15 protein-coding genes and 2 pseudogenes are annotated in these 14190 nt (G+C 69.0%); 13 read left to right on the top strand and 4 right to left on the bottom strand.

Annotated elements, in window-relative coordinates:
- Positions 1-11: 11 nt before the first annotated feature.
- Positions 12-1148, bottom strand: a complete 1137-nt coding sequence (locus tag ACIRD8_RS19185) for an MAB_1171c family putative transporter (RefSeq protein ID WP_403992579.1) — start codon at positions 1146-1148, stop codon at positions 12-14.
- Positions 1149-1168: 20 nt separating this feature from the next.
- Positions 1169-1711, bottom strand: coding sequence for a regulator component (locus tag ACIRD8_RS19180; RefSeq protein WP_403992576.1), 543 nt, complete (start codon positions 1709-1711; stop codon positions 1169-1171).
- Positions 1712-2054: 343 nt separating this feature from the next.
- Between ACIRD8_RS19180 and ACIRD8_RS19175 the strand changes: the two genes are divergently transcribed.
- The gene (locus ACIRD8_RS19175; RefSeq protein ID WP_403992573.1) at positions 2055-2897 is read left to right on the top strand and encodes a helix-turn-helix domain-containing protein; all 843 of its coding nucleotides are present in this window, start codon (positions 2055-2057) and stop codon (positions 2895-2897) included.
- Between the two features lie 42 nt (positions 2898-2939).
- Here ACIRD8_RS19175 and ACIRD8_RS19170 read toward each other — a convergent pair whose 3' ends face one another.
- A complete protein-coding gene (locus ACIRD8_RS19170) occupies positions 2940-3386 on the bottom strand; it encodes a Secondary metabolite protein (RefSeq protein ID WP_299534052.1) in 447 nt (148 codons plus the stop codon).
- Between the two features lie 517 nt (positions 3387-3903).
- Between ACIRD8_RS19170 and ACIRD8_RS19165 the strand changes: the two genes are divergently transcribed.
- The 12 genes and pseudogenes from ACIRD8_RS19165 to ACIRD8_RS19110 all read left to right on the top strand — a co-directional run bounded on the left by ACIRD8_RS19165 (position 3904) and on the right by ACIRD8_RS19110 (position 13337).
- Complete coding sequence (locus ACIRD8_RS19165) at positions 3904-4152, top strand: transcriptional regulator (protein WP_347359804.1); 249 nt, start codon at positions 3904-3906, stop codon at positions 4150-4152.
- A 1-nt stretch (position 4153) separates the two neighbouring features.
- Entirely contained in the window at positions 4154-5173 is a 1020-nt protein-coding gene (locus ACIRD8_RS19160) for a hypothetical protein (protein ID WP_403992569.1), read from the top strand.
- A complete protein-coding gene (locus tag ACIRD8_RS19155) occupies positions 5173-5880 on the top strand; it encodes an ATP-binding protein (protein ID WP_129856963.1) in 708 nt (235 codons plus the stop codon). The genes ACIRD8_RS19160 and ACIRD8_RS19155 overlap by 1 nt, the downstream gene beginning before the upstream one ends.
- A gap of 116 nt (positions 5881-5996) precedes the next feature.
- Positions 5997-6563, top strand: coding sequence for a WhiB family transcriptional regulator (locus ACIRD8_RS19150; RefSeq protein ID WP_403992566.1), 567 nt, complete (start codon positions 5997-5999; stop codon positions 6561-6563).
- Positions 6560-7627: a DUF2637 domain-containing protein gene (locus tag ACIRD8_RS19145; protein ID WP_403992563.1), complete on the top strand. Its 1068-nt coding sequence runs from the start codon at positions 6560-6562 to the stop codon at positions 7625-7627. Before ACIRD8_RS19150 ends, ACIRD8_RS19145 begins: the two co-directional genes overlap by 4 nt.
- 89 nt (positions 7628-7716) lie before the next feature.
- Positions 7717-7941 carry a hypothetical protein gene (locus ACIRD8_RS19140; RefSeq protein WP_403992560.1) on the top strand — a complete coding sequence of 75 codons (225 nt, stop codon included), beginning with the start codon at positions 7717-7719 and terminating at the stop codon, positions 7939-7941.
- The gene (locus ACIRD8_RS19135) at positions 7938-8603 is read left to right on the top strand and encodes a plasmid mobilization protein (protein WP_403992557.1); all 666 of its coding nucleotides are present in this window, start codon (positions 7938-7940) and stop codon (positions 8601-8603) included. Before ACIRD8_RS19140 ends, ACIRD8_RS19135 begins: the two co-directional genes overlap by 4 nt.
- Positions 8603-10366 carry a relaxase/mobilization nuclease domain-containing protein gene (locus tag ACIRD8_RS19130; RefSeq protein WP_403992555.1) on the top strand — a complete coding sequence of 588 codons (1764 nt, stop codon included), beginning with the start codon at positions 8603-8605 and terminating at the stop codon, positions 10364-10366. Before ACIRD8_RS19135 ends, ACIRD8_RS19130 begins: the two co-directional genes overlap by 1 nt.
- A gap of 105 nt (positions 10367-10471) precedes the next feature.
- On the top strand, positions 10472-10873 hold the full coding sequence (locus tag ACIRD8_RS19125) for a hypothetical protein (RefSeq protein WP_403992552.1): 402 nt from the start codon (positions 10472-10474) through the stop codon (positions 10871-10873).
- Positions 10874-11234: 361 nt separating this feature from the next.
- The gene (locus tag ACIRD8_RS19120) at positions 11235-11408 is read left to right on the top strand and encodes a hypothetical protein (protein WP_403992549.1); all 174 of its coding nucleotides are present in this window, start codon (positions 11235-11237) and stop codon (positions 11406-11408) included.
- Positions 11409-11417: 9 nt separating this feature from the next.
- Positions 11418-12627 (top strand): annotated as a pseudogene (locus ACIRD8_RS19115) (JmjC domain-containing protein).
- Entirely contained in the window at positions 12537-13337 is an 801-nt protein-coding gene (locus tag ACIRD8_RS19110) for an aldo/keto reductase (protein WP_403992546.1), read from the top strand. Before ACIRD8_RS19115 ends, ACIRD8_RS19110 begins: the two are co-directional and overlap by 91 nt.
- On the opposite strand, the pseudogene ACIRD8_RS19105 reads toward ACIRD8_RS19110, so the two are convergent.
- Positions 13334-14172, bottom strand: a pseudogene (locus ACIRD8_RS19105) (hypothetical protein). The gene ACIRD8_RS19110 and the pseudogene ACIRD8_RS19105 sit on opposite strands and share 4 nt — an antisense overlap.
- Positions 14173-14190: the final 18 nt, after the last annotated feature.

Here is a 14190-nt window from a genome sequence, read left to right as displayed (position 1 = left end):
GTTCCAATCACTCATGGCCGGTCGTCGTCGCCGACACGCTCGACGTAGGCGGCGGCCACCAGGAGGAGCCACTGTGTGTCGGCACGTAGATCCTCGCGGGCGCCGGCGTCCACCGACGGAGGTGCGACTTCGTCTGCGTACCGGCCAGCCTTTGAGTCTGCCAGTGCAGCTCGTACGACAGCCGCCTCCACGGCGGCGGCGCCCTGCTCGGTAGCGGTGTGGAAGTTCGACGCCGCGCTCTCCTGCACCCTGCGCGACCGGTACGGCCGGAGGGCGAGGATGCCGTCGCTGATCTCGATGACGCGCCGCTGCAGCCGGAAGTCTGAGTCGTCGGAGATGCTGTCGACGTCCTCGGCCGACGATAGGACGATCTGCGGCATCGCGGCTGACAGGTCCTGCCAGAGGGGGCGGAGCGACTCGAAGGACCGGGTTTCCCAGCGGCGACGGCGGGCTTGGTTGATCGGGTAGAGGACAGCGGGCCACGTGAGGCCGAGGCAGATCAGCAGGACGGCGAGTGCCGGGGAGGTGACGCTGAAGGCGCACGTCGAGGTCACGAGCGATGAGCACTGCGCGTGCGTTTCGTCGCCCAGTCCCAGACCCAGGCCGACGATGCGTGTCAGCTTGTAGACGACGTAGACGAGAGCGAACACGCAGCCTGCCGCGGCCCCCCGCAACCCGCCCCGGATGCTGTCGCGCCGAGTCGCCTTCGACTGGCGTACGGCCTGCATCAGGAAGTCGACCACGGAGAACCCGAGGAACGAAATGTAGGGGAGTAGATAGAGCGCGTAGACCTGCGGAGAACGAGCTGTCAGCTGCTCGTAGGCGAACAGCACGGTCATGGTGACGACCGACGCGGTGAGCAGGGCGAGACGGACCCTGATGCGCCGCCGCGCCTCGTAGGGTTCGAGGTTGAGCTGGAAGGAAACGGCCAGAACCGCTGTGGCGGCACCCAGAGAAGCGCAGTTGCTCAGCAGCCGGCCGACGTGCGGCACGATCGACTCCGCGACGTTTCTGAACAGCGGCGCATAGGAGGCGAAGGCCATGGCGAAGGAGCCGAGAAGCGCGCCCATGGCCCAGGTACCGGTCGGACGGGGCGTTCCGCGTCCGAGCACCCAGTAGCCAGCTATCGACGCGAGCAGCAACGCCATCCCGAGGAAGACAGCATTCGTCATACGCGGAAGCGGCCTCTCCTGATGGGTTGGGCGAAGAGAGCTTCCCAGCTGTCCGGGCCCCTCTCGGGGCAGTGCGGAGGGGCCTCGCGTTCGCGGTAGATGCGTTGGCGGACGACCGTCGCCATCATCTCCGCCTCGCGCTCATCAGCAGTCGAGTAACTCGTTCGCCCGGACATACGCATCACCAGCGTCGGGTTGACCCCCAGGGAGCGGGCCGTGTCCGCGTTGACCTCCAGGCTTCCCGGATGGTCGCAGTACACGTGGCACAGCTCGTGCGTGAGGATGTGCCGCTGGTGGTGGACGGACGTGCCCTCCTCGTAGAAGAGGAGATCGGCGTCCGGGGTCTCGATTCTCATTCCGCACGGCGCTTCGACCGCGCCGAGCGTGCTCAGCGGCTGCAGGACGATGGGCTTCCCGCGAAGCTCGGCTATGGCCTCGCTCAACTGGCGGGTGGTGAATCGGTGCGGCAGACGTAGGAGGTCGATCTGCTCTTCGCACGATGCGCGCAGTCGACGCGTGTCGACTTCTGGCAAGGACACGGTGCTCCCCTTCGGCCTCGGCGGTGCGTCAACTTGTGGGTGGACGGAAGCCCCGAGGATGCCAAGAGAAGGCAGGAACTCACTCTTCCTGGAAGTGGCAGTTCCGATTACGCATGGTGATTGACGGAGGGGGTGAGCCTTCCCGGTCGCACCTCCTCACCGTTTGCCGGAAACGCAGGGGGCCGGTGATTCGGGCGCGAGGCGGTTCGCACTCTGAGTAGTTGATTACTTGATTATCCGTTATGTCTGACTACGCTGAATGACTGAACCATGATCGACTGGATGGGAGGTTGGGCGCCCTATGGTGCATGTCACCCGGTGAGCGCGTCCTAGGCTCGCCCTTATGGACGTGCGGGGCGGGCGGGTCGCGGGTGGTGAAGGTGGCGGCGAGTCGCTGCCTGAGCTGCTGCGATCGTGGCGGCGGCGGGTGAATCCCGATGAGATCCCCGGGTTGGCCTCTCCGGGCCGCAGGGCGAAGGGTCTGACGCAGCGTGACGTGGCTCGGCTGACCGGGGTGAGTGAACGCTGGTACGGGGCGCTGGAGCGGGGCATGGAAGCCAAGTATTCCGCTGACTTTCTCGATCGACTCTCGTCGGTGCTGGGGCTGAGTCGCGCTGAGCGCGATGCCCTGTACCTGATGGCGGTGGGCCATCCGCCGGTGGTCGCCGCGGTTCCGGAGGTCGATGCGGCGGCGGAGATGGACGAGCTGCTGCAGCGGTTTCTGGACGGCCAGGCCCCCGATCCCGCCTTCGTGACGGACCTCGCCTGGAACGTGATCGGCTACAACGAGCCGCTGCTGGAATGGTTTCCGTGGGCGGCTCACCAGGCGAATCAGATGCGGTGGGCGTTTCTGAGTCCGGAGGCCCGCGAGCAGCTCGTGAACTGGGAGCAGGACTGGGCTCGCTCCTACCTCGGCCAGATCCGCTACGAGCGCGCCCGCCATCCGGACCACGAAGCACTGCAACAGTTGGAGCGCGACATCCTCACGAGTTCCCCGGCCGCACGGCGGATGTGGGACCGCCGCGAGGTGGTCGAACACGCCGACGGAGACCTGCGTAGGCTTCGACTTCCCCACCATCGGGGCCGAGAAGTCGGCGTGCGGATCATGGCCCTGCGGCCCATGCGCAGCGACCGTCTCCGGGTGATCGTGCTGATGGAAGCAGACTCTGAACCTGCCGAGACGTGATCGACGGGAGCGGTGCGCGCTGCTCTGTGTGCGGCCAAGTCCTTACTTGTCGTCGAGCAGTCCCGACGCTTCCGCCTCGTCGGGCATTCCTTCCAGTCGTCGGGCCTGGTCGATCACGGTGTTCACCATGTTCAGGCTCGAAGCGCTGAGACCGTTCGCGCGCAGGGCGACCCGGCGCACGCCCTGGTCGCGCATGGCGGCGACCAACTGGATCTCGGCACGCTGGCGCTCCGCCTCCTCCTCGTCGAAGAAATAGCCCGGGTTCACGCCGAAGAAACCGGCCAGCGCACGGATGGTCTGCATCTTCGGGTTTGAGTTGGTGCCGGTTCGGAGCTGCTGGATGGCGCTCGCGGAGATGGTGACGCCAGAGGTGTCACGGATGCCCTGTGAGACCTCCGCATAGGTGTACGGGCCGCGGCCCTTTGGGTGCACCTCTCGGAACAGGTAGTCGAGCAACTCCGAGAAGGTGCGCTCGCGCGATTCGGTCATCTCCAGATCTCCGTCATGGCGGCCATCATATCCACCTCAGTGGTGATCAGGGTCAGCCAGGACCAGCGTCTCGCCATTGCAGTTGACGGGATGACGTAACTGCAATGTACGTTGTCCAGTGAAAGCATCCATTGCAGTGTTCCACCGCTGGTGGGGGCTGGTCTGAAAAGCTGGACTTGGCCCGAGGATCGCCCTATGGTCCTGGTGCCCACAGGCGGAGATCACTGGCCGACGGAACAGCCGGGAGGGGAAGGAGACGAGCACACGCGGGTCATGAAGACCGCAGGGTGCACAGGGGTGGATGAGACCGGCGCCCGGGAGCTACCAACTCCCGAGCACCGGGCCGGCACCCCGAGGGGTGCCGATCCACATCTCGCGGGCGGCGGGGCTTTTGCACGAGAACCGCCGCACCGCGTTCCTACGAACAACGGAGTATCACATGCTCGCCACGCCGAGCGTCAACCCAGCCTGCCCGGATATCCGACGACAGCACCGCCTCGCTGCTCAGCTCGCAGAGATGATCCCGGGCGCGGCCACGATCCGAGTCAGCCTCACCGACCCGAGCCGGGCGTGGCCCCACCCGAGCGCCGCTATCCGGGACGAGGGCGGGAAGGCCCTGGAGGTGAGCCGGACGACGGCGACGGTCGCCGCCCGCTGGATCCTGCGGGTCTGGCCGGAGGCGGACTGGACCCGGCCGCACACTTTCGACATCCAGCGCGCCGCCCTCACTTGCAGCGACCTGGTCGCCGCTGGTCGGAGCCGCTGACATGGCCCGGATACGCACCATCAAGCCGGAGGCGTTCTTCTCCGAGTCGCTCGCCGAAGTGAGCGTCGAGGCCGAGCGGACCTTCTTCGGCCTCCTCACCCAGGCCGACGACCACGGACGGCACCGCGACAACGCCGCGATCATCGCTGGGCTCCTGTGGCCCCTGCGCGCCGAGCACACCTCGGTCCACGTCGAGGACGATCTCCACCAGCTCGCGAGCGCCGGCCTGATCTGCCGGTACACCGGCTGCGACGGCCGCCGCTACCTCCACATCGTGACCTGGTCCGAGCACCAGAAGATCGACAAGCCGAGTCAGTCCCGCCTGCCCTCGTGCCCGCAGCACCAGGCTGTCGGCCGGTGCGGCCCCTGCAAGGGCAACTGCACAAGGCAGACCGAGGGATCGCCCACCACTCCCGGAGGACTCGCCGAGACTTCGCTGAACGCTCTCCGACCCCTCGATCTGCCCGCCCAGGCCACCTCGACGTCTTCCGGGCACGCGATTGTGTCTCCGGCCAACCGGCAGGCAGCCACCGATCACTTGGTCGACTTCCCTGGCCGCTCCGGAGCGGAAACCCCAGGTCAGGAGGCATTCCCCGAGGACTTCTCGAACCTTCCCCGAAGCCTGCCCGAAGGCTCGGCGCCTGGATCTAGGATCTTGGATCCTGGATCTTCTCTCCCTACGGGGCGCACAGCGCCCGCAGCCGGCATCTCCGCCAAGGACCTCGTCGGCGAGTACGTAGCCGGGTGCGACCAGCGCCCCCCGAGCGACGTGATCGGGCACCTCGGACGGATCATCAAGAAGCTCCTGGACGAGGGCATCGCTCCGGTGCACATCCGGGCCGGGCTGGCGAATTTCACCGCCAACCCCAAGCACCCGAGCGTCCTGACCAGCATGGTCAACGAGGCGATGAACGCTCGCCCCGGAGGTTTGGCGCGGCCGGGAATCCGGCCTAACGTGCCCGCCCACCAGGCGTGGACCAACCCGGCCAACGCTTCCGCCGCCTACGCCGAGGAGCTGTGATGCACACCCGTCGCCGCGAACCGCAGCTCCTCGGCAACGAAGGCACCCTGGAGCGCATGGCCCGGATCCTGGCCGCCCGCAACATCGACCCGTCCGACGCCGCCGCGCTCCCGGACGACCACGAGCCGTTCTCCCCGCTCGACGCCCTCCTAGCCGGGATGCCCCCGCGCTACCAGTCGGCGGTCGCCGACCACCCGATGGTCCTGGACTGGGTCCGTAAGGTCACCGAGGCGGCCGTCGCCCCCAGCCGGGGAGCCCGGCGGCAGGTCACCACCGGGCCCAGCCTCCTGATGGCCGGAGTCGTCGGCGCGGGCAAGACACACCAGGCGTACGGCGCGGTCCGAGCGCTCGTGGAGAGCGGGGTCGGCGTGCGCTGGCGCGCGACCACCGCCGCCGATCTCTACGCCGATCTCCGCCCCCGGCCCGGGGTCGACAGCGAGCGGGAGCTGGCGGCCGTCAGCCGGTGCCCGCTGCTGATCATTGACGACCTCGGCGCGGCCAAGGCCAGCGAGTGGGTCGAGGAAGTGACGTACCGGCTGATCAACCGGCGGTACAACTACGAACTCCCCACGCTGATCACGACCAACCTGGCGATCAAGGACCTGCGCTCGTACCTCGGCGATCGCGTCGCCAGCAGGCTCGCGCAAATGACCGCCCGAGTCGAGTTCGAGGCCGTCGACCGCAGACGCCACAGCGCCGCCGCCTGACTCCCCACAGGCCGCCCCGCCGGACCGCGCCCCCGCAGCGCCGTCCGAGGGGGCCTACCGCCAGCGCACCTCTCCGCCGACGCCCCTGCGCGCGGAGAGCGATCGGAGCACCCCGCATGACCAGCACGATGAACGGCCCCGCCCACCACCGTCAGCTCGGCGACCAGACCTGGCAGGCCGATGCCATCTGCCAGAGCACCGAGTACAACCCGGTGGACCCCGAAGTCTTCTTCCCCGAACCCGACGAGACCGCCAAGATTGCCACGGCCAAGGCCCTGTGCGGCCAGTGCCCGGTCCGCCGCACCTGCCTGGACTCCGCTCTCGAAGGGGGTGACACCGACGGGATCCGTGGCGGCCTGACGGAAGAGGAACGCGGGCCGCTGCACGACAAGCTCGCCAGCCGCCTCGACTACAGCCGCGTCAACGCCACCATCGCCGGGCGCGACGTGCACCTCACACATACGGAGCGCCGCGCGGTCGAGTACGCGGCCTACCGCCACGGGGTGAGCGAGCAGCGCCTGGCCTGGCTTCTGAAGGTCACCGAGGAGCACGCCAAGAAGCGATACCGCGAGATCGGCCGGGCCGAGCGCAACCGAACCCTGAACCAGCCCAAGACGAACACCCCACCCACCGAGACCAGCGGCGAGCGCCTGATCCGCGACGACTTCGGGACGGCGGCATGAACATCGCGAGCGCGCCGAAGACGGCGCACATATCCGGGTGGGACCGCGCGGCTGTCGTGGCCCTCGGGGGCGCGGGATGCGCCCTGTCGTACGACGCCCTGCAGCAGATGGCCGTCGCCATCCACATCCGAGGCTTCCTCACCTACCTGTTCCCCCTGGTGATCGACGGCTTCATCGCCTACGGCATCCGAGCCCTCCTGGTCCTGCGGGACGCACCGCTGCGCGCCCGGCTCTACGTCTGGGCCCTCTTCGGCACGGCCACCGCCGCCAGCATCTGGGCGAACGCGCTCCACGCGGTCCGCATCAACCAGGACACGGTCGCCGGCACCGGCCTCCGGCTCGGCGACGCGGTGGTCGCGGTGCTCTCCACCATCGCCCCGCTGGCCTTGGCCGGAGCGGTCCACCTCTACATCCTCATCGCCCGGGGCCCGGTCACGGACGCTGACCGACAGAACCTCGGTGAGCCCGGTCACCTCGGTCAGACTGACCGGGGCGAAGCCATCGAGGTCACCCGGACCGACCGGGCCGGTCAGCAGCGGTCAGCGGTCGGTCAGGTCGAGCCCGGTCAGTCGGTCACCGCTCTGACCGACCGGCTGCCGCTGTCCCCGACCAACGAGGACACCGCCACCCGGTCAGTGACCGGAGACTCGACCCCGGCGGCCAGCGGCCAGTCGGTCACCGACCACCCCAACCGGAGCCACGGTGCCCCTGACCTGCCGGGACAGGTGGACAAGGGGCGGACGGGTGCTGACCGCCCCGACGGCGCTGCCCCGGTCGGTGACGGCCAGAGCAGCCCGGCGGCGGTCAGTGCCCCGCCGGTCACCTCGCCGCCGGTCACTGACCGGGCTGCTCAGCCGACTGGTGACCGGCGTCCTGACCCGGACACCGAGGAGCTGCTGAAGATCGCCCGGTCGGCGGTCAGGGCCGAGGACAAACTCACCCGCAAGGTGGTTGCCCAGGCGATCCGAGGTCAACAGATCCCGCTGTCCAGCGACACCCTGACCGCCCTGATGGCCCAGCTGCGCGAGCAGCACCGCCAGCCGGTCACCTCCTCCCGGCCCTGACCGAACCTCCACGGAGCGGGTGACCGAGTCGGTCACCCGCTCCGCACGTCTCCGAGACATCCCGCCACAGCAGAAGCGGAGAGCACCCGATGCGCACTCACCCGGCCACGCCCGCCGAAGTCGACTCCTGGCTGACCGTCCTGCACCAGCACGGACACCTCCACCGCGCTCAGTCCGGCCCCGACACCACCTGGATCGTGCAACGCGAGCAGCACGACCGGCCCTGGACCCTGCACCACCTCGTCCTGGCCATGGACTGGATCGAGGAACTCGTCCGCGAAATCCAGCAGCAGGACCCGGAGACGAGCCGATGAACACCAACGACCCGGTGGCCACTTCCGCTGGACAGCAGCGTGACCCCACCACGGCTCCTGGCGGAGCAAGCTATCGCGTACGACGGTCCTACGGCCCGACGTACGCACTTGCCCCCGCCTCGGGGGGCGGGGGAAGCCTGGCTGGTCCCCGAGCGAGGGCGCACGGGGACCAGCCTGGTGACCGGCACCAGGGGGCGCCGGTCACCAGGGGAGAAGCTGAATGCGACGACCACCGCGAGCAGCCGAGCCCGAGCACGCCCGCCTTCCCCGACCGCAAACCGCGCCGCCGCACCCGCAACCCGAGCGAGCGCACACGTAAGACGACCACCCGCCTCTCCGACACCGAGAAGGCCGAGATCGACGCTGCCGCCGCGCAGCGCGGCGTCACCGTCGCCCGCTTCCTCGCCACTGCCGGCCTGACCGTCGCCCGCGGGCCCGCCGCCGTACACAGGAACGACCGGCTCGACGCGGCCATCGACGAACTTGCCGCGCTGCGCACCGCGCTTGCCCGCATTGGCAACAACATCAACCAGATCGCCTACGTCCTCAACAGCGGCAGCCGTCCGCGCGCCGGTGAACTCGAACACGCACTGAGCGTTCTGATCCGGCTCCTCGGCCGCCTCGACGACGCGGCGAACGACCTGGTGACCAGGCGGCTGTGATGGTTCCCGACATCGGACGCGGCTCCCGCACCCACGGACTCCTCGTTTACCTCTACGGCCCCGGCAAGCGCGAGGAGCACACCGACGCGCACCTCGTCGGATCCTGGGACGGCTTCGCGCCCGACCCCGGCCGCGACACCAGCGCCGACCCTGATCCGAAAGTCACCCTCGCCCGCCTCACCGCCGCCCTGGACCTCCGGGTCAAGCAGGCCGGCGACCGCGCGCCCGCCAAGCACGTCTGGCACTGCTCGGTCCGGACCGCCCCCGGCGACCGGCGACTCTCCGACGAGGAGTGGAACGCCGTCGCTCAACGCATCGTCCACGCCACCGGCATCGCCCCGGGTGGTGATCCCGACGGCTGCCGATGGATCGCCGTCCGCCACGCGGAAGACCACATCCACATCGTCGCCACCCTGGTGCGAGGCGACCTGCGCAACCCCCGCCTCAACTACGACTTCAACAAGGCCCAGGCCACCTGCCGCCGCATCGAGAAGGAGATGGGCCTGCGCCGCCTCAACGCCGGCGACGGCACCGCAGCGAAGAACCCCACCAGCGCCGAGAAGTTCAAGGCCGAACGAACCGGCCGCCCGGAGACCGCCCGCGAGACCCTCCGCGAAGCCGTCCGCCAGGCCCTTGCGGGAGCGGACGACGAGAAGGAGTTCTTCACCCGGCTCCACGAGGCGGGCCTGCGCGTGAAGATGCGCCACGCCCCGTCCGGTGACGCGCTCGGCTACAACGTGGCTCTGCCCGGCGACCGTAACCGCCACGGCGAACCGGTCTGGTACCCCGGCTCCAAGCTGGCCCCCGACCTGTCGCTTCCGAAGATCCGCCTCCGGCTGGCCGACGGTACCGCCGAGCGGACAACGCCTTCGACCGCTGACGGCCGACCCGACTGGTCCCAGCCCGCCCGAGAGCGACGGAGCGCCACCGGCATCGTTGAGCGTGCTGCCGTCCTCCTCGACAGCGACGACGACGAAGCCGCCCCCCAGCTCGTCGGCGTCGGAGAACTTCTGGACGCGGTCGCCCAGACCTCCCCAGCCGCCACCCGCGCCGCACTGGGTGCAGCTGCCAGGGCCTTCGAGCGTGCCACCCGCAGCCACGTCCGAGCGGAGCACGCCGACACCCGGGCGATCCGCACGGCGGCTCGGGGCATCATCCAGGCCGGCAGCGCTCTCGGCCGTGGCGAGGACGGCGGCACCACCGCCATGCTCCTCTCCACCCTGGTCCTGGTCGCCCTCGCCGCCGCCCGCTGGCACTCCGCACGTGGCCACGCCCAGCAGGCCCACGCCTCCCGCCAGGCCGCCGAGCACCTACGAGCCGCCTACCGCCAGGCCGCCACCACGCCGATACGAGTGCTGAACGACCAAGGCCGTGCCCTCCCCGAGGCACAACGCCGGACCTACGAGGCCACCCTGCGCACGGTTCTGCCGGAGCAGGGCGTACGAGTCGACGGCATGCCGACGAAGACCGACGCCCTGGTCGCCACGCTCGCTCACGTCGAGCAGGCCGGCCACGACCCCGAGGCCCTTCTGCGGCAAGCCATCGACATGCGCGAACTCGGCACCGCTGAGAACGTGAACGACGTCCTGGTGTGGCGCCTGCGCCGTGTTGCCCAGCTCCCCGCACACCCGGACGAAGCGAATCGCCCGCAGGCCCGCACCAGCGAGCCCAAGGCCTCGGCTAACCGCACGAGCAACCGGACAGCGCCCACGACAGCAGATCGCCCTACAGCCGACCCGCGCAACCGCTCACCGCGCCGCTGACCACCTTCCCCGGCAGGCCACCCCTCCTGCCGGGCCCCACGAAACCACTGGACAACCGGCTCCACCGGCTGTTACGGATGAAAACAGAAGGACCTCGACCGGAAGATGGCGTTCGTGCTCAGAATCTCAAACCACTGCCTCGTGGAGCCGATAACGCCGACTCTTTCCGCCGCCGCCGGTACCCTGCCGGAACGCGAGCACGAGACGCAGCCACCCAGCGGCCCCGGCGCGACGCGCTGCCTCAATCACCCACGCGAACTGGCCCTCCGTGGAATCCCGGTGATGTGCACGGCCTGTAATGCCCGACGCGACTGGCTCTTCATCAACCACGGCCGCAACGTCTGGGTCTGCTGCCGTTGCGGCACCCAGTGGCTCGAACCCGAGATCAGCCGGGCCGACTTCGACGCCCTTATCGATGCCCCGGACGGGACGACGTACCCAAGCGTCGAGCAGGCTCTCGTCGCGCTGGGCTTCGACGGGGCCTTCACCGGCATATACCTGGACTAGACAGACGAAGTTCCAGCCGCCGAGGAGTGCCACCGACATCTCTGTGGCACTCTTCGGCGCTGCAGAAGGAGCTCGCCCGGGCGGTAGAAGATCAGGCGACCAACGGGGCGGGCCCGGCTGTTGCCAAGGCCGAGGCCGGTTAGGGGGTGCTTGCGTCCGGCGCCACTCCAACATATCGGCCGGGCAGCGTGGTCTCACCAGTAACGTCAGCGCCTGTTCCCCAGGGCGCCACCACCGGTGAACCAGGGCCGCGCATGCCTCGTACGTCTGTCCGAATCGCGCTCTACTGCCATGTGCCGGACGCGGGTTGAATCAGACCTTCGCCCGGAGCTGGGTGGGAAGAGCCGAGAGGAGAGCTCAGATGGCAGACAGGGCATCCACACAGGTGGGGACCAGTCCCGCGCTACTGATCGCTGTGGAGGAACTGGCGACCGCGCACGACCGCAGCGAGTCGGAGCGGTCCGACGTCACCAGTTCGCAGAACAGCGCGGGCGACGACGGCGACAACCGTGACCTGAACCTCCCGAAGGAGTAAGGGGAACCAGTGGAACACCGGCTCGTCACCCACATCGAGAAGGCTCTCGGCTGGGACGGGCCGGGTTCCGTGGGGACCGCGTTCGCACGCGGCCGTCTCACGGACCCGGAGCTACCCTCCCGTCTGCTGACCCCGCACAAGCTGCTCGATCTGATCAAGCGTCGGCACCTGGCCAATCCACAGTCGCGTAGCTATGCCGAGGGCGACGGAATACTCCGTCCACGTTCCTGTCCACCAACGTCAACCGGCGCCGGCAAGCCGTGAGCCAGGCCGATATGGCAGCCCTTGGGCGGATCCTCAACGACGGCGGCACTGTGGTCCTGGACCACGTGGACTTCTTCGACCTGACGCTGGAAGTCGCCTGCCGGGCACTGGGCTGGTGGTCAGGCGAACTGGCCTCCGCCAACGCCTACCTCGCGGTCGGCGAAACCGACGGATTCCACCTGCACTGGGACGACCACGAGGTCATCGCCGTGCAGCTCTCCGGCGAGAAGTCGTGGGAGGTACGCGGCCCCTCCCGGCCGGCGCCGATGTACCGCGACGCGGAGCGCAATCGCACGCCTTCCGAGGACGTGCTGTGGAAAGGCACCATGCGGACCGGGGACGTCATGCACATCCCGCGCGGCTTCTGGCACACCGCCACCCGCCTCGGCTCCGGCAGCGGTGGTCATTCGCTGCACGTGACGTTCGGATTCACCAAGCGGACCGGCGTCACGTGGGCAAACTTCCTTTCCGACGTAGGCCGCGCCGACGGGGCGTTCCGCAGCGACCTGGAGGGCGCCGAGGGAACCTCGCATGAGGTGCTGACGGCCAAGCTGAGTGCTCTTGCCGCCGACTACAGTCCTGAGCGGTACCTGGACGAGCTGCGGTCCAACACCCCGCCCGCTCGCCACATGCCCTACGTGACCGCCTTCGGCCGGCCGGAGGGGGTCGTGGCCGTCACCGAGTTCGCCCCCTCCATCCTCCGCTCCGGTGACACGACCCAGGTCTGCGGCGGGGGCAAGCGCTTGACCTTCCACGAACGCGCGGAACCGGGCCTGCGGGCACTCATGTCGGGCCACCCGATCTACCTCGCCGGCGCTGACGAGGACACCACCGTTCTCGCCGATCTGCTCATCACGGAGGGCTGTGCGAACCACTGACGGAAACGTCATCCTCGGGCTATACCGGTCTGGTCACACCCGTGACGTACTCGCAGCCGCCGCCGACCTCGGCGTAGCCCGCCTCGACACCGCCTCGAACTACCTGCGCCATAGCTCACACGAAGTACTGAAGGAGGTGGCCGGCGATCTCCTGCAGAAATTCTCGGTCTCCACCAAGGTCGGTTATTTCCCGGGAGAACACTCCCTCGCCCCCGCCTGGCTGCGTACCGGAGTCGAGCGGGCCTCCAAGGACCTGGGGCGCGAGCCGGACACAGTGCTCCTCCACAACCCGGAGCACTCTCACCCCGACGCCGAGACGCTGGCACAGGCATGCGCAATCTTGGCCGACGCCGCGCAGAGAGGGCTGTGCGGACAGTGGGGTGTATCGAGCTGGGACCCACGACCACTCGTGGACCTGGACGTACCCCGTCCCGATGTCCTCATGGTCCGTTCGGGGCTGCTCGTGGGTGCCGGCGTCCTTGAGGCTGCCGAGGCCCTTGTGACGCGGTGGCGGCCTTCGCAGGTATGGGGCATGAGCCCCTTCGGCGGCAGTACGACCGAGGCGGTCTGGGACAAGTTCGACCCGAGGATCTTCCTGCGGCGTTCCTCCCCGGCCACGAGGGCTCAGGCCGCGTTCCGCTCTGCCTACGGCCTGCCCCGGGTCGACGCGGTCGCGGTCGGTACGGACAACGTCGACCACCTGCGGGAGCTGATCGGAGCCCTGGCGTACGAGGTCGACGACCAGGTGGTTCGGGAGTACCGGCAACTCCTCCAGGCCCGCCGTTAGCCCGGCTGAAGTTCCTTCACCACTCGCTCCGCCGTCTCCCGGGCGGCCCCCAGCCGGGGGTCGTCCGGGGCGGCGTGGGGGCCGATAATCTTCGTGGCGACGAACAGCGTCATCAACTTGCCGTCCCGGGTCTCCAGATCGTCACGCCGCTCTCGGCGGACGCGGTCCGCCAGAGCTGGGACGGCGAGCGAGGCACCCCACAGACTTGCCGCGTCCAGGCCGCACGGGGCCATGCCCCAGTCCTCCCAGTCGAACATGGAGAACACGGGCGCCGTTACATTCGCCCAGTTGAAATCCGCATGTGCCGGACGCCAGTTGACCACCGTCGTGTCGACGCCAGGGAAGACGCCGTGGATTGTTCCTGTGACCAGCTCCTGCGTGAGGGTCTCCGTATCCGGTGTCGCGATCCGGTTGGTGTGCTGCGTGGCGAGGGCTCCGAGAGAGGCGTTCAGTGCGCCCCACCATTCCTCGGGCAACTGCGATCCACCGCCACCACCGCGCTGCCCACCGGCGCTCCCGGAAGCAGTTCCGTCTCGTCCGCCCGCCACACGACCGGCTCGGTCTCGTCCCGCCACCCGACACCGGCGAGCCAAGCCGGCTTGGCGACCTCGCGCAGGGCCTCGGCGGACGCGATGCCGTCACCACCCTGGACCCCGATCCGGTCGAGCCCACGCCGCTCGATACGTACCCAGGTGCCGCGGTCCGTCCGCGCCCCCACAGACCGGCGCTTACGCACCACGGTCTTTCGATCGAGGAGCACTCCCAGCGACCGCTCCACACGGTCGAGTATGGCTCCCACGGGCTCTTTGCGCAGATCGACCGAACGCAGCGTCATGTGCCCGAACCTACCAAG

Source organism: Streptomyces sp. NPDC102451, from assembly GCF_044765485.1.
Lineage (GTDB): Bacteria > Actinomycetota > Actinomycetes > Streptomycetales > Streptomycetaceae > Streptomyces.
Note: the sequence above shows the minus strand (reverse complement) of the source record. Positions and strands in the feature narration are given on the sequence as shown.

Bases quoted from the DNA above. Each gene is read 5' to 3' on its own strand.
- ACIRD8_RS19155 (WP_129856963.1), top strand. From the start codon at position 5,173: ATGCACACCCGTCGCCGCGAACCGCAGCTCCTCGGCAACGAAGGCACC.
- ACIRD8_RS19165 (WP_347359804.1), top strand. From the start codon at position 3,904: ATGATCCCGGGCGCGGCCACGATCCGAGTCAGCCTCACCGACCCGAGC.
- ACIRD8_RS19145 (WP_403992563.1), top strand. From the start codon at position 6,560: ATGAACATCGCGAGCGCGCCGAAGACGGCGCACATATCCGGGTGGGAC.
- ACIRD8_RS19160 (WP_403992569.1), top strand. From the start codon at position 4,154: ATGGCCCGGATACGCACCATCAAGCCGGAGGCGTTCTTCTCCGAGTCG.
- ACIRD8_RS19170 (WP_299534052.1), bottom strand. From the start codon at position 3,386: ATGACCGAATCGCGCGAGCGCACCTTCTCGGAGTTGCTCGACTACCTG.
- ACIRD8_RS19125 (WP_403992552.1), top strand. From the start codon at position 10,472: ATGGCGTTCGTGCTCAGAATCTCAAACCACTGCCTCGTGGAGCCGATA.
- ACIRD8_RS19175 (WP_403992573.1), top strand. From the start codon at position 2,055: ATGGACGTGCGGGGCGGGCGGGTCGCGGGTGGTGAAGGTGGCGGCGAG.
- ACIRD8_RS19140 (WP_403992560.1), top strand. From the start codon at position 7,717: ATGCGCACTCACCCGGCCACGCCCGCCGAAGTCGACTCCTGGCTGACC.
- ACIRD8_RS19135 (WP_403992557.1), top strand. From the start codon at position 7,938: ATGAACACCAACGACCCGGTGGCCACTTCCGCTGGACAGCAGCGTGAC.
- ACIRD8_RS19120 (WP_403992549.1), top strand. From the start codon at position 11,235: ATGGCAGACAGGGCATCCACACAGGTGGGGACCAGTCCCGCGCTACTG.
- ACIRD8_RS19130 (WP_403992555.1), top strand. From the start codon at position 8,603: ATGGTTCCCGACATCGGACGCGGCTCCCGCACCCACGGACTCCTCGTT.
- ACIRD8_RS19150 (WP_403992566.1), top strand. From the start codon at position 5,997: ATGACCAGCACGATGAACGGCCCCGCCCACCACCGTCAGCTCGGCGAC.
- ACIRD8_RS19185 (WP_403992579.1), bottom strand. From the start codon at position 1,148: ATGGCGTTGCTGCTCGCGTCGATAGCTGGCTACTGGGTGCTCGGACGC.